Origin of the sequence: Streptomyces sp. NPDC090032 (assembly GCF_044748025.1) — a bacterium.
In the GTDB taxonomy this organism is placed as follows: domain Bacteria; phylum Actinomycetota; class Actinomycetes; order Streptomycetales; family Streptomycetaceae; genus Streptomyces.
The window spans coordinates 1-21932 of record NZ_JBIVFF010000011.1 but is presented as its reverse complement, the minus strand read 5'-3'; the positions used below and the strand labels follow the sequence as shown (position 1 = coordinate 21932).

17 protein-coding genes are annotated in these 21932 nt (G+C 71.4%); 7 read left to right on the top strand and 10 right to left on the bottom strand.

What is annotated here, in order from left to right; all coding sequences use genetic code 11:
- Nucleotides 1–131: 131 nt before the first annotated feature.
- The 3 genes from ACIPWY_RS26300 to ACIPWY_RS26290 all read right to left on the bottom strand — a co-directional run bounded on the left by ACIPWY_RS26300 (nt 132) and on the right by ACIPWY_RS26290 (nt 7251).
- The gene (locus ACIPWY_RS26300; protein WP_362905485.1) at nt 132–1592 is read right to left on the bottom strand and encodes a glutamate synthase subunit beta; all 1461 of its coding nucleotides are present in this window, start codon (nt 1590–1592) and stop codon (nt 132–134) included.
- Nucleotides 1585–6180, bottom strand: a complete 4596-nt coding sequence (gene gltB, locus ACIPWY_RS26295; RefSeq protein WP_401535276.1) for a glutamate synthase large subunit — start codon at nt 6178–6180, stop codon at nt 1585–1587. Before gltB ends, ACIPWY_RS26300 begins: the two co-directional genes overlap by 8 nt.
- A 339-nt stretch (nt 6181–6519) precedes the next feature.
- On the bottom strand, nt 6520–7251 hold the full coding sequence (locus ACIPWY_RS26290) for a VIT1/CCC1 transporter family protein (protein ID WP_362905481.1): 732 nt from the start codon (nt 7249–7251) through the stop codon (nt 6520–6522).
- Nucleotides 7252–7524: 273 nt separating this feature from the next.
- Here ACIPWY_RS26290 and ACIPWY_RS26285 point away from each other — a divergent pair, with 273 nt between their 5' ends.
- The 7 genes from ACIPWY_RS26285 (at nt 7525) to ACIPWY_RS26255 (ending at nt 15827) form a co-directional block, all read left to right on the top strand.
- On the top strand, nt 7525–8562 hold the full coding sequence (locus tag ACIPWY_RS26285; protein WP_401535274.1) for a LacI family DNA-binding transcriptional regulator: 1038 nt from the start codon (nt 7525–7527) through the stop codon (nt 8560–8562).
- On the top strand, nt 8559–9659 hold the full coding sequence (locus tag ACIPWY_RS26280) for an ADP-ribosylglycohydrolase family protein (RefSeq protein ID WP_393705551.1): 1101 nt from the start codon (nt 8559–8561) through the stop codon (nt 9657–9659). The genes ACIPWY_RS26285 and ACIPWY_RS26280 overlap by 4 nt, the downstream gene beginning before the upstream one ends.
- A 181-nt stretch (nt 9660–9840) precedes the next feature.
- Nucleotides 9841–11082, top strand: coding sequence for an ADP-ribosylglycohydrolase family protein (locus ACIPWY_RS26275; protein WP_401535271.1), 1242 nt, complete (start codon nt 9841–9843; stop codon nt 11080–11082).
- Complete coding sequence (locus tag ACIPWY_RS26270; RefSeq protein ID WP_362905475.1) at nt 11082–12296, top strand: ADP-ribosylglycohydrolase family protein; 1215 nt, start codon at nt 11082–11084, stop codon at nt 12294–12296. Before ACIPWY_RS26275 ends, ACIPWY_RS26270 begins: the two co-directional genes overlap by 1 nt.
- On the top strand, nt 12296–13744 hold the full coding sequence (locus ACIPWY_RS26265) for an ADP-ribosylglycohydrolase family protein (protein WP_401535509.1): 1449 nt from the start codon (nt 12296–12298) through the stop codon (nt 13742–13744). The genes ACIPWY_RS26270 and ACIPWY_RS26265 overlap by 1 nt, the downstream gene beginning before the upstream one ends.
- Nucleotides 13741–14994, top strand: coding sequence for a CoA transferase (locus ACIPWY_RS26260; protein ID WP_362905472.1), 1254 nt, complete (start codon nt 13741–13743; stop codon nt 14992–14994). The genes ACIPWY_RS26265 and ACIPWY_RS26260 overlap by 4 nt, the downstream gene beginning before the upstream one ends.
- Nucleotides 14991–15827 (top strand): CoA ester lyase, encoded by an 837-nt coding sequence (locus ACIPWY_RS26255; RefSeq protein WP_362905470.1) that lies wholly within the window; start codon nt 14991–14993, stop codon nt 15825–15827. Before ACIPWY_RS26260 ends, ACIPWY_RS26255 begins: the two co-directional genes overlap by 4 nt.
- 74 nt (nt 15828–15901) lie before the next feature.
- Here the strand turns inward: ACIPWY_RS26255 and lgt are convergent, their stop codons facing one another.
- From lgt to ACIPWY_RS26220, 7 genes are all read right to left on the bottom strand, one after another.
- Nucleotides 15902–16966, bottom strand: coding sequence for a prolipoprotein diacylglyceryl transferase (gene lgt / locus ACIPWY_RS26250; RefSeq protein ID WP_393705548.1), 1065 nt, complete (start codon nt 16964–16966; stop codon nt 15902–15904).
- A 90-nt stretch (nt 16967–17056) separates the two neighbouring features.
- On the bottom strand, nt 17057–17836 hold the full coding sequence (locus ACIPWY_RS26245) for a DsbA family protein (RefSeq protein WP_401535265.1): 780 nt from the start codon (nt 17834–17836) through the stop codon (nt 17057–17059).
- A gap of 112 nt (nt 17837–17948) precedes the next feature.
- Nucleotides 17949–18764: a tryptophan synthase subunit alpha gene (gene trpA, locus ACIPWY_RS26240; protein ID WP_362905465.1), complete on the bottom strand. Its 816-nt coding sequence runs from the start codon at nt 18762–18764 to the stop codon at nt 17949–17951.
- Nucleotides 18761–20050, bottom strand: coding sequence for a tryptophan synthase subunit beta (gene trpB / locus ACIPWY_RS26235; protein WP_362905463.1), 1290 nt, complete (start codon nt 20048–20050; stop codon nt 18761–18763). The genes trpA and trpB overlap by 4 nt, the downstream gene beginning before the upstream one ends.
- A 143-nt stretch (nt 20051–20193) precedes the next feature.
- Nucleotides 20194–20340, bottom strand: a complete 147-nt coding sequence (trpM, locus tag ACIPWY_RS26230; RefSeq protein ID WP_383885784.1) for a tryptophan biosynthesis modulator TrpM — start codon at nt 20338–20340, stop codon at nt 20194–20196.
- An 8-nt stretch (nt 20341–20348) separates the two neighbouring features.
- Nucleotides 20349–21158, bottom strand: a complete 810-nt coding sequence (trpC, locus tag ACIPWY_RS26225; RefSeq protein ID WP_362905461.1) for an indole-3-glycerol phosphate synthase TrpC — start codon at nt 21156–21158, stop codon at nt 20349–20351.
- Between the two features lie 145 nt (nt 21159–21303).
- Nucleotides 21304–21750, bottom strand: a complete 447-nt coding sequence (locus ACIPWY_RS26220; protein ID WP_362905460.1) for a DUF2752 domain-containing protein — start codon at nt 21748–21750, stop codon at nt 21304–21306.
- Nucleotides 21751–21932 lie beyond the last annotated feature (182 nt).

Sequence of the window (21932 nt, the reverse complement as noted above, 5' to 3'; positions counted from 1 at the left end):
CGGCCGAGGGCCGACGCACCACGGCGCCCACCCAGTCGTCCGGTCGGGGACAGTGGGGCGGGCGCCGTGTTCAGTTCCGTACGCCTTTGTACGGGACGTTTTTGGGGGCCGTCAGGCCGCCGTCGCGTCGGTCAGACGGTCAGGGAGCGGTCCGTCGGGCGGATCGGGGCCGGCAGTTCGCTGGCCCCGGTCAGGAAGCGGTCGACCCCGCGGGCGGCCGAGCGGCCCTCCGCGATGGCCCACACGATGAGCGACTGGCCGCGGCCCGCGTCACCGGCGACGAAGACTCCGGGGACGTTGGTCTGGAACTCGTCGTCACGCGCCACGTTACCGCGCGCGTCGAGGTCAAGGGCGAACTGGGAGACGAGGCCGTTGTCCTGGTCCGTGCCCGTGAAGCCCATGGCGAGCGTGACGAGCTGGGCGGGGATCTTGCGCTCCGTGCCCGGCTTCGGCGTCAGCTTGCCGTCGATGAACTCCACCTCGGCGAGGTGCAGGAACTGGACGTTGCCGTCCTCGTCGCCCTCGAAGTGGGTGGTCGAGACGGAGTAGACCCGCTCGCCGCCCTCCTCGTGCGCGGACGTCACCTTGTAGAGCATGGGGAACGTCGGCCAGGGCTGGCCGGCGCTGCGGTCCTCGCCCGGACGCGGCATGATCTCCAGCTGCGTGACCGAGGCCGCGCCCTGGCGGTGGGCGGTGCCCACGCAGTCCGCGCCGGTGTCGCCGCCGCCGATGACGACGACGTGCTTGCCCTCGGCGGAGACGGGCGTGGTGACGTAGTCGCCCTCCTGAACCTTGTTGGCCAGGGGCAGGTACTCCATCGCCTGGTAGACGCCCTTGAGTTCACGCCCCGGGACCGGCAGGTCGCGGGCGGTCGTGGCACCGGCGGCGATGACGACGGCGTCGTAGCGCTTGCGCAGCTTCGCGGCGTCTATGTCGCGGCCGATCTCCACGCCCGTACGGAACTTGGTGCCCTCCGCGCGCATCTGCTCGATGCGGCGGTTGATGTGGCGCTTCTCCATCTTGAACTCGGGGATGCCGTAGCGGAGCAGGCCGCCGATGCGGTCGGCGCGCTCGTAGACGGCGACCGTGTGGCCGGCCCGCGTCAGCTGCTGGGCGGCGGCGAGGCCCGCCGGGCCCGAGCCGATGACGGCGACGGTCTTGCCGGAGAGGCGCTCCGGGGCCTGGGGCGCGACGTCGCCGCGGTCCCACGCCTGGTCGATGATCGAGACCTCGACGTTCTTGATGGTGACGGCCGGCTGGTTGATGCCGAGCACGCACGCCGACTCACAGGGCGCCGGGCACAGGCGGCCGGTGAACTCCGGGAAGTTGTTGGTGGCGTGCAGTCGCTCCTGCGCCGCCGACCAGTCCTCGCGGTACGCGTAGTCGTTCCACTCGGGGATCAGGTTCCCGAGCGGGCAGCCGTTGTGGCAGAACGGGATGCCGCAGTCCATGCAGCGGCCGGCCTGCTTGCTGATGATGGGGAGCAGGGAGCCGGGAACGTAGACCTCGTTCCAGTCCCGCACGCGCTCGCCGACCGGACGGGTCTTGGCGACCTCGCGGCCATGGTTGAGAAAGCCCTTGGGATCAGCCATTGGTCGCCGCCTCCATCATCTTCTCGGTGGTCTCGGACTCGGAGAGTCCGGCTCGCTCGGCGGCGTCCTTGGCGGCGAGCACTGCCTTGTACGTACTGGGGATGATCTTGCTGAAGCGGTCCACCGCCGCCGGCCACTCCGCGAGGAGCTTCTCGGCGACCGTCGAGCCGGTCTCCTCCGCGTGGCGGCGCACGACATCGTGCAGCCACTGCTTGTCGGTGTCGTCGAGGGCCCCGACAGCCGAGACGTTTCCGGCGTTGACGTTGTCGGTGTCCAGATCGATGACATACGCGATGCCGCCGGACATGCCGGCCGCGAAGTTGCGTCCGGTCTCACCGAGGACGACCGCGCGGCCACCGGTCATGTACTCGCAGCCGTGGTCGCCCACGCCTTCCGAGACGACCGTGGCGCCCGAGTTGCGGACGCAGAAGCGCTCGCCGGTGCGGCCACGCAGGAACAGCTCGCCGCCCGTGGCGCCGTACGCGATCGTGTTGCCCGCGATCGTGGAGAACTCGGCGAGGTGGTCGGCGCCGCGGTCCGGGCGGACCACGATGCGGCCGCCGGACAGGCCCTTGCCGACGTAGTCGTTGGCGTCGCCCTCCAGGCGCAGGGTCACACCGCGCGGCACGAACGCGCCGAACGACTGGCCCGCGGAGCCGGTGAAGGTGATGTCGATGGTGTCGTCGGGCAGGCCCGCGCCACCGAACTTCTTCGTCACCTCGTGGCCGAGCATGGTGCCGACCGTGCGGTTGATGTTGCGGATCGCGACCTGGGCGCGGACCGGCTGGGCGTCGGCCTGGGCGTTCGCGGCGAGCGCGTCGGCGGCCAGCTTGATCAGCTCGTTGTCCAGGGCCTTCTCCAGGCCGTGGTCCTGAGTGATCACCTGGTGGCGCACGGCGCCCTCGGGGAGCTCGGGGACGTAGAAGAGGGGCTCGAGGTCGAGGCCCTGGGCCTTCCAGTGGTCCACGGCCCGCTCGGTGTCGAGGAGTTCGGCGTGGCCGACGGCCTCCTCGATGGTGCGGAAGCCGAGCTCGGCGAGCAGCTCACGGACCTCTTCGGCGATGAACTCGAAGAAGTTCACGACGAATTCGGCCTTGCCGGAGAACCGCTCACGCAGAACGGGGTTCTGCGTGGCGATGCCGACCGGGCAGGTGTCGAGGTGGCAGACGCGCATCATGACGCAGCCGGAGACGACGAGCGGCGCGGTCGCGAAACCGAACTCCTCGGCGCCGAGCAGCGCGGCGATGACGACGTCGCGGCCGGTCTTCAGCTGGCCGTCGGTCTGGACGACGATGCGGTCGCGCAGGCCGTTGAGCAGCAGGGTCTGCTGGGTCTCGGCGAGACCGAGCTCCCAGGGACCGCCCGCGTGCTTCAGGGAGGTCAGCGGCGAGGCGCCCGTACCGCCGTCGTGCCCGGAGATGAGCACCACGTCGGCGTGCGCCTTGGAGACACCCGCGGCGACCGTGCCGACGCCGACCTCGGAGACCAGCTTCACGTGAATCCGCGCCTGCGGGTTCGCGTTCTTCAGGTCGTGGATCAGCTGGGCCAGGTCCTCGATCGAGTAGATGTCGTGGTGCGGCGGCGGCGAGATGAGCCCGACGCCCGGCGTCGAGTGACGCGTCTTGGCGACCCACGGGTAGACCTTGTGGCCGGGCAGCTGGCCGCCCTCGCCGGGCTTGGCGCCCTGCGCCATCTTGATCTGGATGTCGTCCGCGTTGACCAGGTACTCGCTCGTCACGCCGAAGCGGCCGGAGGCGACCTGCTTGATGGACGAGCGGCGCGCCGGGTCGTACAGCCGGTCCGCGTCCTCGCCGCCCTCACCGGTGTTGGACTTGCCGCCCAGCTGGTTCATGGCGATGGCGAGGGTCTCGTGCGCCTCCTTGGAGATGGAGCCGTACGACATGGCGCCGGTCGAGAACCGCTTGACGATCTCACTGGCCGGCTCGACCTCGTCGATGGAGATCGCTTCGCGGCCGCTCTTGAAGCCGAAGAGCCCGCGCAGCGTCATCAGACGCTCCGACTGCTCGTTCACGCGGCCCGTGTACTTCTTGAAGATGTCGTAGCGGCGGTTGCGCGTGGCGTGCTGGAGGCGGAAGACCGTCTCCGGGTCGAACAGGTGCGGCTCGCCCTCGCGGCGCCACTGGTACTCGCCGCCGATGTCCAGGGCGCGGTGCGCCGGGGCGATGCCGCTCGCCGGGTACGCCTTGGCGTGGCGGGCGGCGACCTCCTGGGCGATGACGTCGAGACCGGCGCCGCCGATCTTCGTCGCCGTGCCGTTGAAGTACTTCTCGACGAAGGCCTCGTCGAGGCCGACGGCCTCGAAGACCTGGGCGCCGCGGTAGGAGGCGACGGTCGAGATGCCCATCTTGGACATGACCTTGAGGACGCCCTTGCCGAGCGCGTAGATCAGGTTGCGGATGGCCTGCTCGGCCTCGATGCCGGACAGGAACGTGCCGGCGCGGACCAGGTCCTCGACGGACTCCATCGCCAGGTACGGGTTGACGGCCGCGGCGCCGAAGCCGATGAGGAGGGCCACGTGGTGGACCTCGCGCACATCGCCCGCCTCGACGAGCAGGCCCACCTCGGTGCGCTGCTTCGTACGGATGAGGTGGTGGTGGACGGCCGCGGTGAGCAGCAGCGACGGGATCGGTGCGTGCTCGGCGTCGGAGTGCCGGTCGGACAGCACGATCAGGCGGGCGCCGGCCTCTATGGCGGCGTCGGCCTCGGCGCAGATCTCCTCGATGCGGGCAGCGAGCGCGTCGCCGCCGCCGGAGACCCGGTACAGGCCGGACAGGGTCGCGGCCTTCATGCCGGGCATGTCGCCGTCGGCGTTGATGTGTATGAGCTTGGCCAGCTCGTCGTTGTCGATCACCGGGAAGGGCAGGGTGACCGAACGGCAGGAGGCCGCTGTCGGGTCCAGCAGGTTGCCCTGCGGGCCGAGCGAGGAGCGCAGCGAGGTGACGAGCTCCTCGCGGATGGCGTCCAGCGGCGGGTTCGTGACCTGCGCGAACAGCTGGGTGAAGTAGTCGAAGATCAGCCGCGGGCGGGCGGAGAGCGCCGCGATCGGCGAGTCCGTGCCCATGGAGCCGAGCGGCTCACCGCCGGTCTTGGCCATCGGCGTGAGGATGACGCGCAGCTCTTCCTCGGTGTAGCCGAAGGTCTGCTGGCGGCGCGTGACCGAGGCGTGGGTGTGGACGATGTGCTCGCGCTCGGGGAGGTCCTCGAGCTCGATCTCACCGGCCTCGAGCCAGTCGGCGTACGGCTGCCCGGCGGCCAGACCGGCCTTGATCTCGTCGTCCTCGACGATGCGGTGCTCGGCGGTGTCGACGAGGAACATCTTGCCGGGCTGGAGGCGGCCCTTCTTGACGACCTTCGCGGGGTCGATGTCGAGGACGCCGACCTCGGAGCCGAGGACGACGAGGCCCTCGTCGGTGACCCAGTAGCGGCCGGGGCGCAAACCGTTGCGGTCGAGAACCGCACCCACCTGCGTACCGTCGGTGAAGGTCACGCACGCCGGGCCGTCCCAGGGCTCCATCATCGCGGAGTGGAACTGGTAGAAGGCGCGGCGGTCGGCCGCCATGGAGGCGTGGTTCTCCCAGGCCTCCGGAATCATCATCAGGACGCTGTGCGGCAGGGAGCGGCCGCCGAGGTGCAGCAGTTCGAGCACCTCGTCGAAGGACGCCGAGTCCGAGGCGTCGGGCGTACAGACGGGGAAGATCCGCGACAGGTCCTCGGCGCCGAACAGGTCGGAGGCGAGCTGCGACTCGCGCGCCTTCATCCAGTTCCGGTTGCCCTTGACCGTGTTGATCTCACCGTTGTGCGCGACGAAGCGGTACGGGTGCGCGAGCGGCCAGCTCGGGAAGGTGTTCGTGGAGAACCGCGAGTGGACGAGAGCGATCGCGGATGCGAATCGGCGGTCCGAGAGGTCGGGGAAGAAGGGCTCGAGCTGGCCGGTGGTCAGCATGCCCTTGTAGACGATGGTGCGGGCGGAGAGCGACGGGAAGTACACGCCGGCCTCGCGCTCGGCGCGCTTGCGCAGGACGAAGGCCTTGCGGTCGAGCGCGATGTCCTTCGCGGTGCCGTCGGCGTCCGAGACGAAGATCTGGCGGAAGGCCGGCATCGTCGAGCGGGCGGTGGCGCCGAGGAGCTGCGGGGCGACCGGCACGTCGCGCCAGCCGAGGAGGGTGAGGCCCTCCGCGGCGGCGATCGTCTCGATGTGTGAGACGGCGGCGGCGTTGTCGGCCTCGTCGACGGGCAGGAAGGCGATGCCGACCGCATATGCGCCGGCGTCGGGCAGATCAAAGGAGACCGCGGCACGCAGGAAGGCGTCCGGGACCTGGGAGAGGATGCCCGCTCCGTCACCCGAGTCGGGCTCGGATCCGGTGGCACCTCGGTGCTCCAGGTTGCGCAGAACCGTGAGCGCCTGTTCGACCAGCGCGTGGCTCGCCTCGCCGGTGAGGGTGGCCACGAAGCCGACGCCGCAGGCGTCGTGCTCGTTGCGGGGGTCGTACATGCCCTGGGCGGCAGGGCGAGCATCCATGTACGGCTGGATCATGGAGTGCTGGGACGGCTGGCGCGGCGTGCGCATCGGCTCTCCCGTCGTCGTTGTGGCATATGACATCTGCCGAGGGACGACGTTGGCCCTCTGCTGGGGTGCAAGTTTCGTGCAAGTTACATGATGGAGCGAATCTCGGGAACCGGATAGCCCATTCCAACATGCGGACACCGCGGTGACGGTGACGCCGCTCCCGATAACGGAACAGCAGCGAGATAAGGGACCTTCACGGGCAGATCGATGTCCGCGGGTCCATGAGCGAGGCGGGCGTCATTGCCCGCAGCGCTTACGGCTCATGCCCCGCGGTTAAGCAATCGAAACCGCTGGGTAACGGCTACTTATACAGAGACCTGTATAGCCATCACCGGTGCGTCATCCTACGGCCGTACCGAACAGGCTGCCCAGGAGATACGTCACACCCGCCGCGGCGCCACCGAGAGCCAGCTGGCGCACCCCGCTGAACCACCAGGACCGCGCCGTCACCTTGGCCACGATCGCCCCACAGGCGAAGAGGCCGACGAGCGCGAGCAGGACCGCGGGCCACAGGGCACTCGCACCCAGCAGATAGGGCAGCAGCGGAAGCAGGGCGCCGAGCGCGAAGGACCCGAAGGAGGAGACGGCGGCGACCGTCGGCGACGGCAGGTCGCCCGGGTCGATACCCAGCTCCTCGCGCGCATGGATCTCGAGGGCCTGCTCGGGGTCCTGCGAGAGCTGCCGTGCAACCTCACGGGCGAGGTCGGGCTCCACTCCACGCGACATGTAGAGGTTGGCGAGCTCCCGCTCCTCGTCCGCGGGGTGCTTCCTCAACTCCCGCCGCTCGACGTCGAGTTCGGCCTCGACCAGCTCACGCTGGGAGGCGACGGAGGTGTACTCGCCGGCGGCCATCGAGAAGGCACCGGCGGCAAGGCCGGAGAGCCCGGTGATGATGATCGTCTGCTGCGACACGGCACCGCCCGCGACACCGGTCATCAGGGCCAGGTTCGAGACGAGTCCGTCCATCGCGCCGAACACGGCGGGGCGCAGCCAGCCACCGTTGACATCGCGGTGCGTGTGGTTGTCGCGGTGCGCGTCGTGCAGCGTCGCTTCGGTCTCGATGATGGCCATGGCGCCCAGTGCTCCTCTCGTACGGAGCCGAAGCCACGCGGCGTTCCCGCGGGCCCGGACTCCCCCCTCAACACACTCGAAAGTACGCACGGATTCGGGCCCCCGCCAGCAAGGAAGGCCGTACTTACCAGGGCTTTCGACCACTTTGCCCACCCGCTCTAACGGCCCTCACCGTCACCCGAGAGATGGATCACATGATCGGAGCGTTGACGGACGGGGGAAACATCGCCGCAACACCTGTAAACGTTTCCAACAGCGGTGAGGGGCGAGCCCATGTCTCCGGTGCCGGGCAGCGGCCAGCCGACGATCGTGTCGATCGCGCGGCGGGCCGGGGTCTCCATCGCGTCCGTCTCCCGCGTCCTCAACGGCCTGGGCGCGCGGCGGGAGACCGTCCAGCGCGTGGAGCGCGCCGCGTCGGAGCTCGGCTACGTACCCAATGCCGTGGCCCGCTCCCTCAAGGACGGCAGGACCCGGCAGCTCACCTTCGCGCTGCCCGACATCGGCAACCCGGCCTACGTGGCGATGGTCCGCGCCGTACAGGGCGTCACCAAGAACCACGGCTACCGCCTGCTCCTGCACTCCACGGACGCGGTCGTCGACGACGAACTCGCCGTGCTGCGCAGCCTCGGCGACCGCACCAGTGACGGACTGATCATCTGCCCCATCCGCATCACGGACGACCACATCGAGGCGCTGAGCTGCGCGGCGGGCCCCGTCGTCGTCATGGGATCCCTGCCGTCCGGGGTGCCCGTGGACAGCGTCCGCGCCGATTCGGTGACGGGCGCGGCCCTGGCCGTACGCCATCTGCACGACACGGGCTGCCGCCGTATCGCGTTCATCAACGGCCCCTCCGACACGGTCCCCGGCCGCAACCGCGAGGAGGGCTACAGGGCGGCTCTCACCGAATGCGGACTCGTATACGACGACGCGCTGGTCGTCGAAACGGGCTTCGGCATCGAAGCGGGCGCCCAAGCCGCCGCAGAACTGCTCGGACGGCGCCCCGACGCCGTCTTCTGCGCGAACGACCAGCTGGCCCTGGGCGCGGCCCGTGCACTGCACTCGCGGGGCCTGCGCATACCGCAGGACGTAGCGGTCGCGGGGATGGACGACAGCATCCTCGCCCAGTCCGTCTGGCCCCCGCTGACCAGCGTCGACCTGGGCTCGACCGAGCGCGGGCGACGCGCGGCCGAACTCCTGGTGGAACGCCTGGACGGCAGGGCCCCGGCCCCCCGGGGCACCACGGCCACGGCCCCACCCCGCCTGGTGGTCCGCGCATCCACAGCACCGACCGAGAACACGAGGTCCACATGAGTGTCAGCCTCGACCCAGACGCGCCGGCAGGAGCGGAAGGCCCCCGAAGGCTCGGCGCGGTCCCGCACCGCCAGCCGCCGGCCACGATCTCCCTGCGGGACCGCGCCCGTGGAGCCCTCCTCGGACTCGCGGTGGGCGACGCCCTCGGCGCGCCGGCCGAGAACATGAAGCCGTCGCAGATCCGCGAACGATGGGGCCGCATCGAAGGGTTCGTCTCGGCCGACCCGGCAGGGACGGACGACACCGAGTACGCGATCTTCTCTGGCCTCCTCCTGGCGGAGCACGGTTCGGCGCTCACCGTGGGGCATGTCGAGGCGGCCTGGCACACCTGGATCGCCGACCGCGACGAGGGCCCGTTCCGGGGGGCGGGCTTCAGCGAGAGAGGCACCCTGGAAAACCTCCGCCGGGGCCTCGCGGCACCCATCTCGGCACAGCACCGCCACGCGTGGAGCGACGGACTCGCCATGCGGGCGGCCCCGTTCGGGGTGTACGCGGCGGGCCGACCGGCGGAGGCGGCACGCCTCGTAGCGGTGGACGGCACGGTGTCGCACGACGGCGAGGGCATCCTCGGAGGCCGGGCGGTGGCGGCCGGAGTCGCGGCGGCGATGGTGAGCCACAACCCGGACACGGTCGTCCAGGCGGCACTGTCCGCGGTCCCCGAGGACTCCTGGACAGCACGCTCGCTGCACCGCGCGGTGGCGGCGGCCCGCTGCGCCCGCCGCGACCCCGACGGCACACAGCTCTCCATGGAACGAGAGGTACGCCGGGCCGTGGTGATCGGCGGCTACCCCTGGCCGGATCTCGCCCCGGAGGCCGTGGGCCTGGCCTTCGGCGCGTTCGCCGCGGCCCGGGGCGAGTTCAGGGAGTCGGTCCTGATGGCGGTGAACATGGGCCGCGACGCGGACACGACGGCCGCGGTGGCGGGCGCCCTGGCCGGCGCGCTACGCGGCGAACGCGCCATCCCCGCCGACTGGGCGACGGCCATCGGCCCGGTCCGAGGCAGCTGCCTCCCATCCATGACAGGACGTCACATCCTGGACATCGCGACCACCTTGACCCCCACACCACCCCCACCCCCGGAGGCAATGACGACGTAACCGTAACCACCCCCACCCACGTACACACCCCGGGCCCACCCGCACCCGTCCACGTTCAAGGCCGGAGAGCCCCGCCCCCAACCCCGCCCCCCCACCGGCAAAAACGGACCCAGAACAAACCCTCACCCGAAACCCGCACCGGCACCCGTGCCCGCACCGCCCCCAGAGAGACCCGCACAACATGACACCCCCCACGGTCACCACCCAGCCAACCTCCCGAGCCCCCCAGACTCCCCAGACCTCCAACGCCACAACCCCCCGCCGCATCGAGGGCCTACTACTGGGCATCGCCGCAGGCGACGCCGCAGGCTGGCCCTCAGGCAGACACCGAGCGGCGCGCCTCCCCGACTGGACGCGCCGCCTCACCCGAGAACTGGACACGTTCGCGGAGCAGAACGCGACGACGACGCTCCCCGTGCCGATCGCGCTCAACCAGCCCCCGGAACCTCTGCGCCTGGGCCCGTCGGACGACGCGGAATGGGCGGCGTTCACGGCGGCCTCCGTCCTGAACGCCACCCGGGCGAGAGCCCTGCGCACGGACCAGCCTCTGGACGAGCACGTACGCACGGCACTCGCCCTCGCCTGGAACACCCTCGCCGCCGAGGTCGCGGAGGCGACGGCCCGCGCCGACGAGATCGAATCGGCGCGCATGCCGATGCGCGCACGCATCTCGGTCAGGGCGGGCCTGGGCAACCTGGCGGCGGGCCTGAGCCCGCCGGCGACCGGCCACGACAACCCGCACTACTTCGACGACGCGGCCTGCGTACGGGCGGCGGTGCTGGCCGTGGTCCATCCGGGCGCCCCCGAACTCGCCGCGGAACTGGCGGAGTTCGACGCCCGCTACACCCAGGACGGCGACGGGGTCCACGGCGCCAGAGCCATGGCGGCGGCCGTGGCGGCAGCGCTCGGCGGCGCCCCCGTGGACGCCTGCGTGGACGCCGCGCTGGCCCAGCTCCCCGAGGGAACCGAGATCCGCCGCAACGCGCTGCACGCGGTGGACCTGGCCCGTAAGGCGTCCGCGGCCCGCCCCGGCCTGCCGGGAAACGCGTTCGCGCTGGTCCCGGTCCTGGAGCACGAAATCGTCGACCACGTCTACAGCTACGGCATCGCGGCGGCGGAAACCGTCCCGGTGGCCCTGGCCGTGGCGACCGCGGCCGGGGGCGACGTGACGGAGGCGGTGCCCACGGCGGCGTGCCTGTCGCGCGTGGCGGACTCGGCACCGGCGCTGGCGGGCGCGCTGACGGGCGCGATCGGCGGAGCCGACACGCTCCCGGCGAGCTGGCGGGGCGCCTGCCGCATGCTCGCGGGCTGCGCACTTCCGCGGCTGGCCGGAACGGACCTCGTAGACATCGCAACGGACCTGACCAGGTCGACCGCGACAGACCTGACCGGGTCGACCGCGACCACACAGAAAGGCCCCTGATGACCACCTCCACAACGGCCACCCCCGCACCCACCCCGAACCACCCTCAAGGCTCGACCACCCCCCGCTCCCTGGAGGACCGCACCACCGGAGCCCTGTTGGGCGCGGCGGTGGGCGACGCGCTGGGCGGCCCGGTGGAGGGCTGGACGCCGGAGGCGATCGCGGAGCGCCACGGCGGCCGGGTCCGCGGCATCGTGGAGCCGTTCCACAAGGACGACTGGCGTACGGCGCGCCCGATCGCCCCGTACCACAAGGGCGACGGGCACGTCACCGACGACACCTTGATGACGCACGCGCTGATCAGGGTCTACGAGAACGTACGGGACCACCTGGACGCGTACGCGGTCGCGGACCACCTCGTTCCCGACCTGATCACCAACACGCGCTGGATCCCGGAGCTGGAGGCGGAGGCACTCCCCCTGCAACGGATCTTCCTGGCGGAGAAGTGGATCGTGGCGCGCATCCACTACGGCCATGTCGACCCGCGTGAGGCGGGCGTGGGCAACATCGTGAACTGCGGCGCGGCGATGTACATGGCTCCGGTAGGAGCGGTGAACGCCGGCAACCCGGGCAGGGCGTACGAGGAGGCGCTGGACGTGGCGGGCGCGCACCAGTCGTCGTACGGCAGGGAGGCGGCGGGCGTGTTCGCGGCGGCGGTGGCCGCGGCGTTCAGGCCGGGCGCGACCCCGGAGTCGGTGGTCGAGGACGCGCTGGCTCTCGCGAAGGACGGCACGAGGTCGGCGATCGAAGCGGTGTGCGACGTGGCGCGTGGCCACACGGACTTCGAGGACGCGCTGGGGCCGCTGAGGGCGGCGGTCACGCCGTTCGACACGGTCGGCCCGGAGTACCGCAAGCCGTCGCTCGGGGCGCGCCGCCCGTCGCGGCTGCACGCCATCGAGGAGCTGCCGGTCGCGCTCGGGATGCTCCTGGTCGGCAGGGGCGACTTCCGGCACACGGTCCTCGGCTCGGTCAACTACGGCCGGGACTGCGACTCGATCGCGACAATGAGCGGTGCGATCGTGGGTGCGCTGTACGGGGAGTCGGCGGTGCCGCAGGAGTGGAGCGGCGAGGTCGCCCGCGCAAGCAGGCTCGACCTGCACACACCGGCGGCCTCCCTGGCCCGGGTCACGCGTGAGGTCTTCGCCAAGGACATGGTCCGCCGCCGGTCCCACGAGGTGGCGTTCGCGGAGCTCACCGCGACCGCGGGCTCGTGATGCTGCGCCTCACCTGGGTCCAGCCCGAGGACCTGCTCGGCCACGAGCTGCGCCAGGCGGCACAGGAGGGCCGGGACACGAGCGGGGTGGAGCGCCGCTGGCGCGAGGCGGGCGGCCACCCGCCCCCCGAGCGCGCGGGAGCGTCACCACCACTCCAGGACCCGAAGCTACGAGCCCTGGCAGGCGAGCTGCTGAACGAACTGGCCTCAGCACCGAGCCCATTGAGGGCACTTGAGCCGACGTCCTTGCCGGAAATCAGACGGCTGACCCCCCGCCCAGCCCGTCCGGCGCTTGAGGACAAGGAACGCGGGGGCCTGGGGGCAGCGCCCCCAGAAACCCCCGACCAGAAGACTCTGCACGCATCCTGGCTGGGCCGAGCCGTCGGCTGCCTCCTCGGCAAACCCGTCGAGAAACTCCCCCTGAACGGCATCCGGGCCATCGCGGAATCCACGTCCAACTGGCCCCTGAACACCTGGTTCACGCACCGCGACCTCCCGCAGGACGTGGCGGAGCGCTACCCCTGGAACCGCCGCTCCCGCCCCACCTCCCTGGCCGAGAACATCGACGGGATGCCCGAGGACGACGACCTCAACTACCCGCTCCTCGGCCTGCTCCTGCTCCAGCGCCACGGCGCCGACTTCACCACCGCGGACGTGGCGAAGCTCTGGCTGGAAGAGTTGCCGGCGGGCCGCACGTTCACCGCGGAGCGCGTCGCGTACCGCAATCTCCTCGACGGCATCGAGCCCCCGGAAACCGCCGTGCACCACAACCCGTTCCGGGAGTGGATCGGCGCCCAGATCAGGGCGGACATCTTCGGCTGGACGAACCCGGGCAACCCCGCCAGGGCAGCCGAACTGGCCCACACAGACGCGACGTTGACGCACACGGCGAACGGCGTCTACGGCGAGATGTTCGTCGCGGCGGCCATCGCCCACGCGGGCACACCTCCAGGCACACCCACAGGCACACCTTCGGGTACCACCCCCACCACCCCCACGATCCACACCACCCTCAGCGCCGCCCTCTCCGTGATCCCACCCGACTCCCGCTACGCCCAAGCGATCCGCTTCGGCATCGAGACGGCCCGCGCCGAACCCACCGGCACCCCGGCGGGCTTCGCATCGGTCGTCGACACGCTCCACGCCCGATACGCCCACGACCACCACTGGGTGCACGTCCTGCCCAACGCGGCGCTGCTCGCCGCCGCGCTCACCCACGCCGACGGTGACTTCACGGGGTCCATCTGCCGTGCGGTGTCGGGTGGTTGGGACACCGACTCGAACGGCGCGACGGCCGGTTCGATCGCCGGTCTCCTCGCCGGTTCCCCCGACGCGCTCGACGACCGCTGGACCGCTCCGCTCAAGAACCGTCTGGCGACCTCGGTCGCCGACTTCGACGGGATCGGCTTCGACGAACTGGCCAGGCTCACTCTGGAGGCCCGCACATGAATTCCGATCACGACCAGCAACCCACCACCCCCACACCCACACCCAACACCCGCACCCCCCAACACCCCGCCCCCTTGCAAGGCCTACGCGTACTCGACCTCGCCACCCTCTTCGCCGGTCCGCTGGCCGCCACCCTGCTGGGCGACTTCGGCGCCGACGTGATCAAGGTGGAGCACCCCCGTAAACCGGACCCGTCCCGTGGCCACGGCCCGTCGAAGGACGGCATCGGCCTGTGGTGGAAGCTCCTCGGCCGCAACAAGCGGAACATCACCCTCGACCTCTCCACGCGAGGCGGGCGCGACATCCTCCTCAAGCTGGTCGCGGACGCCGACGTCCTGATCGAGAACTTCCGTCCCGGAACCCTGGAGAAGTGGAATCTCGGCTGGGAGGAGCTGAGCGCCGCCAACCCGCGCCTGGTCCTCACCCGCGTGACCGCCTTCGGCCAGTTCGGGCCGTACTCACGGCGCCCCGGATTCGGCACGCTCGCCGAGGCGATGAGCGGCTTCGCGGCGCTCACGGGCGAGCCCGAAGGCCCCCCGACCCTCCCGCCGTTCGGCCTCGCGGACTCGATCGCCGCCCTCTCCACGTCGTACGCGGTGATGGCCGCGCTCCAGGGCCGCGAGCGGACGGGCCGGGGCCAGGTCGTCGACATGGCGATCATCGAACCGATGCTGACGGTCCTCGGCCCGCAGCCCATCTGGTACGACCAGCTCGGCTACGTACAGCCGCGCACGGGGAACCGCTCCACGAACAACGCCCCGCGCAACACCTACCGCACGAGCGACGACAAGTGGGTGGCGGTCTCCACGTCCGCCCAGTCGATCGCCGAACGCGTGATGCGCCTGGTCGGCCGCCCTGAGCTGATCGACGAGCAGTGGTTCGCGACGGGTTCGGGGCGTGCGGGCCACGCCGACGAACTCGACGCGGCGGTCGGCTCCTGGATCGCCCGGCACTCGCGGGACGACGTCCTCGCGGCGTTCGAGAAGGCGGAGGCCGCGATCGCCCCCGTCTTCGACATCCGCGACGTGATGGAGGACGAGCAGTACCGGGCGCTCGACTCGATCACCGAGGTACCCGACCCCGACCTCGGCACGGTCAGGATGCAGAACGTACTGTTCCGCCTCTCCGAGACCCCCGGCGCGATCAGGTGGGCCGGCCGCCCGCACGGCGCCGACACCGACGAGATCCTCACGGGCCTCGGTCTTTCCCCCTCGGAGATCACCACCCTGCGCGAGGCGGGCGCGCTGTGAGCGCCCAGTCCTACGAGACCTTCCTGACCTGGCTCTACGCGCCGGGAGACCGGCCGGAGGTCGTGGCGAAGGCGCTCGACTCGGGCGCGGACGTCGTCCTGATCGACCTGGAGGACGCGGTCGCCCCCGACCGCAAGGCGTACGCCCTCGACGCGACCGCCGAGTTCCTCGCCGACAAGCACCCGGTGCCGGTGCATGTGAGGGTCAACGCGCTGAACTCGCCGCGCGCCGAGTCCGAGGTCAGACGGCTCACCCCGCTCCCGGGCCTCGGCGCCCTGCGCCTGCCCAAGGTCCACGGCCCCGCCTGTCTGGACCGCGTATCGGACTGGTCGGTCGAGGTCCCTCCCCTGTACGCCCTCCTGGAGTCGGCGCTCGGCGTCGAGCAGGCGTACGACATCGCCCGGCATCCCTGTGTACGCGGCATCGCGCTGGGCGAGTCGGATCTGCGGGCGGAACTCGGTGTGGCGAGCGGCGAAGGTCTGGCGTGGCCACGGGGGCGGGCGGTGGTCGCCGCGCGGGCCGCGGCGCTGCCCCCGCCGCCGCAGTCCGTCTACCCGGACGTCCGCGACACGGTGGGCCTGGCCCGTTCCTGCGCGCAGGGCCGGGCGTTCGGGTTCTTCGGCCGCATGGCGATCCACCCCCGCCAGCTCCCCGTCATCGAGGCGGCGTTCCTGCCGACGGCGGCCGAGGTCGAGGCGGCCACGGAGGTCGTCGGCGCCGCAGCCACGAAGGCGGGGGCGCTGGCCCTGCCCGACGGCCGCTTCGTCGACGCGGCGATCGTCTCCGACGCGCGCCGGGTCCTTGCGCTGGCGTCGCGCCGTCGCGGGGGCTGACCGGGACAGCGCGACGGGGGCGCCGGATCGCATCGATCCGGCGCCCCCGTCGGCGTAGGGGTGGTGAGGCTCAGCTAGCTCTTCCCGGCCTTCGCCGCTCCGGACTCACCGTTGGCCTCGTCCCTGTCGGACGTGTCCTCGGCCTCGTCGTCGGACGCGGCCGGCTCCTTGGACGCGACGTCGTCACCCTCCGCCTTGTCCGCCTTGTCCATCTTGACCTTGGGCTCGGCCTCATCGCCTGCCTTGGCATCGTCGTCGCTCTTGACGGTGTCCTTGGCCGTGTCCTCGGCGGTGTCCGCGGCAGTGTCCTTGGCATCGTCGCCGACGTCCGGCTCCACGATCGCTTCGCGTCCGGGGCGGAGCTTCGTCGAGATCACGATGTAGATCACCGCGAGCAGGAAGACACCCATCGCGGTCCAGTCGTTGAGCCGCAGGCCGAGGATGTGGTGTGCGTCGTCGACGCGCATGTACTCGATCCAGAAGCGGCCCACGCAGTACGCGGCGACGTAGAGCGCGAACGCCCGCCCGTGGCCGAGCTTGAAGCGGCGGTCCGCCCAGATCACGAGCAGCGCGACGCCGATGCACCACAGGGACTCGTACAGGAAGGTCGGGTGGTACGTGCCCGGGACGCGGCCGTCCGCCGACGACGTGATCTTCAGGGCCCACGGCAGGTCGGTGGGCCTGCCGTACAGCTCCTGGTTGAACCAGTTGCCCCAGCGGCCGACGGCCTGGGCGATCGCAATGCCGGGTGCGATGGCGTCGGCGTAGGCCGGGAGCGGGATGCCGCGCCTGCGGCACCCGATCCACGCGCCCACCGCGCCGAGCGCGATGGCCCCCCAGATCCCGAGGCCGCCCTCCCAGATCTTGAAGGCGTCCACCCAGTCGCGGCCCTCGCTGAAGTACAGCTCGTAGTCCGTGATCACGTGGTAGAGCCGGCCGCCGACAAGGCCGAACGGCACGGCCCAGACCGCGATGTCGGCAACGGTGCCGGATCGCCCGCCGCGGGCGATCCAGCGCTTGTTGCCGAGCCAGACGGCCACGAAGACGCCGATGATGATGCAGAACGCGTAGCCGCGCAGCGGGATGGGTCCGAGGTAGACCACTCCGTGTGCCGGGCTGGGGATGAAGGCAAGAGTCATGGCGATGTCGACGCTACCGTGCCGGGCCGTGGCGGCGGCAATCAGCCCGGCTACGGGTCCATAACGAGACCCCCCGCTCTCCTGCCCCGCCTATGACTTGTTCGCCGCCTGCACCATCTGCTTCAGCTTCGCCGGGGTCAGCGGGTTGGCCTGGTCGCCGAACACGTTCTTCCCGTTCAGGAGCACCGTCGGCGTGCCCTGGAAGCCGCCTGCCTGGAACGCCTGGTCCGACTTCTTGACCCAGCTGTCGTGGCTGCCGTCGTTGACGCACTTCTTGAATTCCGGCGTCACGAGGCCGTCGACCTTGCCGGCCAGCTCGATCAGCTTGCCGTTGTCCGCGTAGGCGTCGTCGGTCTCCGCCGGCTGGTTCTCGTAGAGGACGTCGTGGTACGGCGGGAACTTCCCGGCGTCCTGGGCACACGCCGCCGCGTTCGCCGCACGCAGGGAACCGCTGCCGCGCATGTTCTTGTCGATGAGTGTGGCCAGGTGGTACTCGACCTTGAGCTGCCCGGAGTCGGTCAGCTGGTGGATCGTCGTGCGGTAGGTGTCCTCGAAGCCCTTGCACGCGGGGCAGCGGAAGTCCTCCCACACCGTGAGCGTCGACTTCGCGCTGTCCTTGCCGACCGGGATCGCGAGGCTGTCCTTGCCGACCGCGCCCTGGGGGACGACGACGGGACCCGCGGCGTCACTCTTGTCGTCACCGGAGTTCGCCGCGATCACACCGACCACGGCGGCCAGCGCGAGGACGCCCACGATGGCGCCCCCCACGATCACGCCCCTGCGGCGCCTGTCCTTGGATCTCTGCTTCGCGCGCTCTTCCGCCAGCCGGTCACGGGCGGTGCGCTTTCCCTCACGGTTCTTCTCGCTCACACCCGCCAAACGAACCGGGGAGGCACCAGCGTGCCTCCCCGGTACCAGGTCCACCCATACGGGTTACGTCGTCCCATACGGGTTACGTCGCCACGGATGACGACGTGATGGGTCACGCCTTGGCGCGCACCCCGTCCGCGAGATCCGCCGCGAGCGCGCGCACGGCGGTGAGTCCGGCCGCCTCGTCGTCCGCGTCGAGCATCAGCTTCACGAACGCCGAGCCGACGATGACCCCGTCCGCGAACCCGGCGACCTCGGCCGCCTGCTTCGCATTCGAGACGCCGAGGCCGACGCAGACCGGCAGGTCGGTGGTGGCCTTGGTGCGGCGCACGAGGTCCTGGGCCTGGTTGCCGACGGACTCGCGGGTACCGGTGACGCCCATCAGCGAGGCGGCGTACACGAAGCCGGACCCCGCGGCGGTGATCGTCGCGAGGCGCTCGTCCTTGCTGCTGGGGGCGACGACGAAGACGGTCGCGAGACCGTGCTTGTCCGCGTGCTCCCGCCACGTCGCCGACTCCTGGACGGGCAGGTCGGGCAGGATGCAGCCCGCGCCGCCCGCCTCGGCGAGCTCCGCGGTGAACCGCTCGATGCCGTAGCGGTCGATGGGGTTCCAGTACGTCATGACGAGGACCGGCTTGCCGGTCGCCGCGTGGGCCTCGCGGACCGTACGCATGACGTCGGCGATCCGGACGCCGCCGCGCAGCGCGATGTCGTCCGCGGTCTGGATGACGGGCCCGTCGAGGACCGGGTCGCTGTGCGGCAGCCCGACCTCCACGACGTCGGCGCCTCCGTCGAAGACGGCCTTGATCGCCTCGATGCCGCCGTCCACGGTCGGGAACCCGGCCGGGAGGTAGGCGATGAGGGCGGAGCGGTCTTCGGCGCGCGCGGCGGCGAGGGTGTCGTTCAACAGCTGGATGTTGCCGCTCACTTGGCGTCTCCCTCGATCTCCGCGCCGGTCCCGGCCGCATCCGCCGCGACGGCGGCGTCGGTGTCGTACAGGCCGAAGTAGCGGGCGGCCGTGTCCATGTCCTTGTCGCCGCGCCCGGAGAGGTTGACGATCATCAGCCCGTCCTTGCCGAGCTCCTTGCCGACCTCGATGGCGCCGGCGAGCGCGTGGGCGCTCTCGATGGCCGGGATGATGCCCTCGGTGCGCGAGAGCAGGCGCAGGGCCTGCATGGCAGCGTCGTCGGTGACCGCGCGGTACTCGCCGCGGCCGCTGTCCTTGAGGAAGGCGTGCTCGGGGCCGATGCCCGGGTAGTCGAGGCCCGCCGAGATCGAGTACGGCTCGGTGATCTGGCCCTCGTCGTCCTGGAGGACGTAGGACCGCGAGCCGTGCAGGATGCCGGGCTCGCCCGCGGTCAGCGTCGCCGCGTGCTCGCCGGTCTCGAGGCCGTGTCCGGCCGGCTCACAGCCGATGAGGCGCACGCCGGCGTCGGGGATGAAGGCGTGGAAGAGGCCGATGGCGTTCGAGCCGCCGCCGACGCAGGCCACGGCCGCGTCGGGCAGGCGTCCGGCGCGCTCCAGGATCTGGCGGCGGGCCTCGACGCCGATGACGCGGTGGAAGTCGCGGACCATCGCCGGGAAGGGGTGGGGTCCCGCGACGGTCCCGAAGAGGTAGTGCGTGCGGTCGACGTTGGCGACCCAGTCGCGGAACGCCTCGTTGATGGCGTCCTTGAGGGTGCGGCTGCCGGACTTCACGGCGACGACCTCGGCGCCGAGCATCCGCATGCGCGCCACGTTGAGCGCCTGGCGCTCGGTGTCGATCTCGCCCATGTAGATGGTGCAGTCGAGGCCGAAGAGCGCGCAGGCGGTGGCGGTGGCCACGCCGTGCTGGCCCGCGCCGGTCTCGGCGATGACGCGGGTCTTGCCCATGCGCTTGGTGAGCAGCGCCTGGCCGAGCACGTTGTTGATCTTGTGCGAGCCGGTGTGGTTGAGGTCCTCGCGCTTGAGGAACATCCGGACGCCACCGGCGTGCTCGGCGAACCGGGGCACCTCGGTGAGGGAGCTGGGCCGCCCGGTGTAGTTGACGAGCAGGTCGTCGAGCTCGGCGGCGAAGGCCGGGTCGTTCTTGGCCTTGTCGTACTCGACGGCGACCTCGTCCACGGCGGCGACGAGGGCCTCCGGGATGAACTTGCCGCCGAACGCGCCGAAGTACCCCTCGGCTGTGGGGACTTGACCCTCGGGGTCTGGAATGAAGAACTCGCTGCTGGACATGGGTGACCTGTCTGTCTGGGTCTGACGAGTGCGATGGGGTTCGGGCACTGCCCCCTACCCGTCGTGGGCAGGCGTCCCGCGCGGCGGGACAGGTGGGCACAGCCCCCGGTGCCGGATGCCGGCGTCGGGGGCCTCGGTGGGCGCTAGCCGCGCCCGCACCATCGCATCCCGTTGACCTGACCCGGCTCGTCGCCGATGACGTAGCGCACCCGGCGCCCGTGCACGCGACGCGCCGGCGCCCGGCAGCCGCGAGGGCGGCAGCCGGGTCCGAGGCGAGCGGCGATGGGCATCGGGGAGGTCAGCTCCTGCCGTGCCGCAGGGCCGGGTGGGCGCCCGCGGCGACCAGGTCGGAGACCGCGGTGCGCGGGTCGCGGCCGGTCACCAGGGACTCGCCCACGAGGACGGCGTCCGCGCCGGCGTTGGCGTACGCGATGAGGTCGTGCGGACCTCGCACGCCCGACTCGGCGATCTTGACGATGTGGTCGGGGATCTCCGGGGCGACCTGCTGGAACGTGTCGCGGTCGACCTTGAGCGTCTTGAGGTTGCGCGCGTTCACGCCGATGATGCGGGCGCCCGCGTCCACGGCACGCTCGACCTCGTCCTCGTCGTGGACCTCGACGAGCGGCGTGAGCCCGATGGACTCCGCGCGCTCGATGAGCGACTCCAGGGCGGGCTGCTCCAGGGCGGCCACGATCAGCAGGGCGAGGTCGGCGCCGTACGCCCTGGCCTCCCACAGCTGGTACGAGGTGACGATGAAGTCCTTGCGCAGGATCGGGATGTCGACCTTGGCGCGTACGGCCTCCAGGTCGTCGAGCGAACCGCCGAAGCGGCGCTGCTCGGTCAGTACGGAGATGACGGCGGCGCCGCCCGCCTCGTAGTCGGCGGCGAGGCCGGCCGGGTCGGCGATCGCGGCGAGCGCGCCCTTGGACGGGCTGGAACGCTTGACCTCGCAGATCACCTTGACGCCGTCGCCGCGCAGGGCGGCCACACCGTCCTTGGCGGCGGGTGCCTTGGCCGCGCGCTCCTTGAGCTCGTCGAGGCTGACGTGCGCCTGCCGCTCCGCGAGGTCGGCACGGACTCCGTCGATGATCTCGTCGAGCACACTCACGCGAGCGGCCCCCTTCCTGACGGTGGAGCGGTGGATGCTGATTGCCCTGAGGACAATCCACTGTTCACAGCGATGATATCCGGAGGAGGGCGAAGCCTCCGCATCCGGTTGACGCCGGTCCCACTACCTGGACAAATACTGTTGATCAAGGATGGAGCCAGCCACCCGGGGGCAGGTTCCGGACAACCGTGAAGACAAGGACCACGGCGCCCACGGCCCACAGGTGGGGGCGTCCGAGATCGATCCGCATGGGCCTTCCCCGTGCCACCCGTACGGCCCACACGACCCACAGGACGGCGAACAGGGCGTAGCCCGCGACGGCGAGGGCGTTGGCCCCCAGGGCCGCCGTGAGATCGCCGTGCACGAGCGCGTGGGCGCTGCGCAGGCCGCCGCAGCCGGGGCAGTAGATCCCCGTGTAGTGGAGCAGCGGGCAGGCGGGGTAGTGGCCGGGCTCGTTCGGGTCGACGGACCCGACGTACGCGAAGCCCACGCCGACCGCGGCGAGGACACCGGCGGGGACGGCCAGCCGCCGCAGCGAACCGCCGACGCCGCTGGTCAGGGCGGCCGCGGGGGTGTCCGTTTCGGCGTTCACCCGTGAATTGTGCAACGGGCCCGCCTGGTCCGCCCGTCGGCGCGCAGCGCGTGGAACGCGTGAGAGGCGGGGGGGGGCCCCCGGGGGCCGCCCCCCCCCCCCCCCCGGGGGGGGGGGGGGGGCCCCCCCCCCCCCGCCCCCCGGGCCCCCCCCCCCCCCCCCCCCCCGCCCCGCCCGGGGCC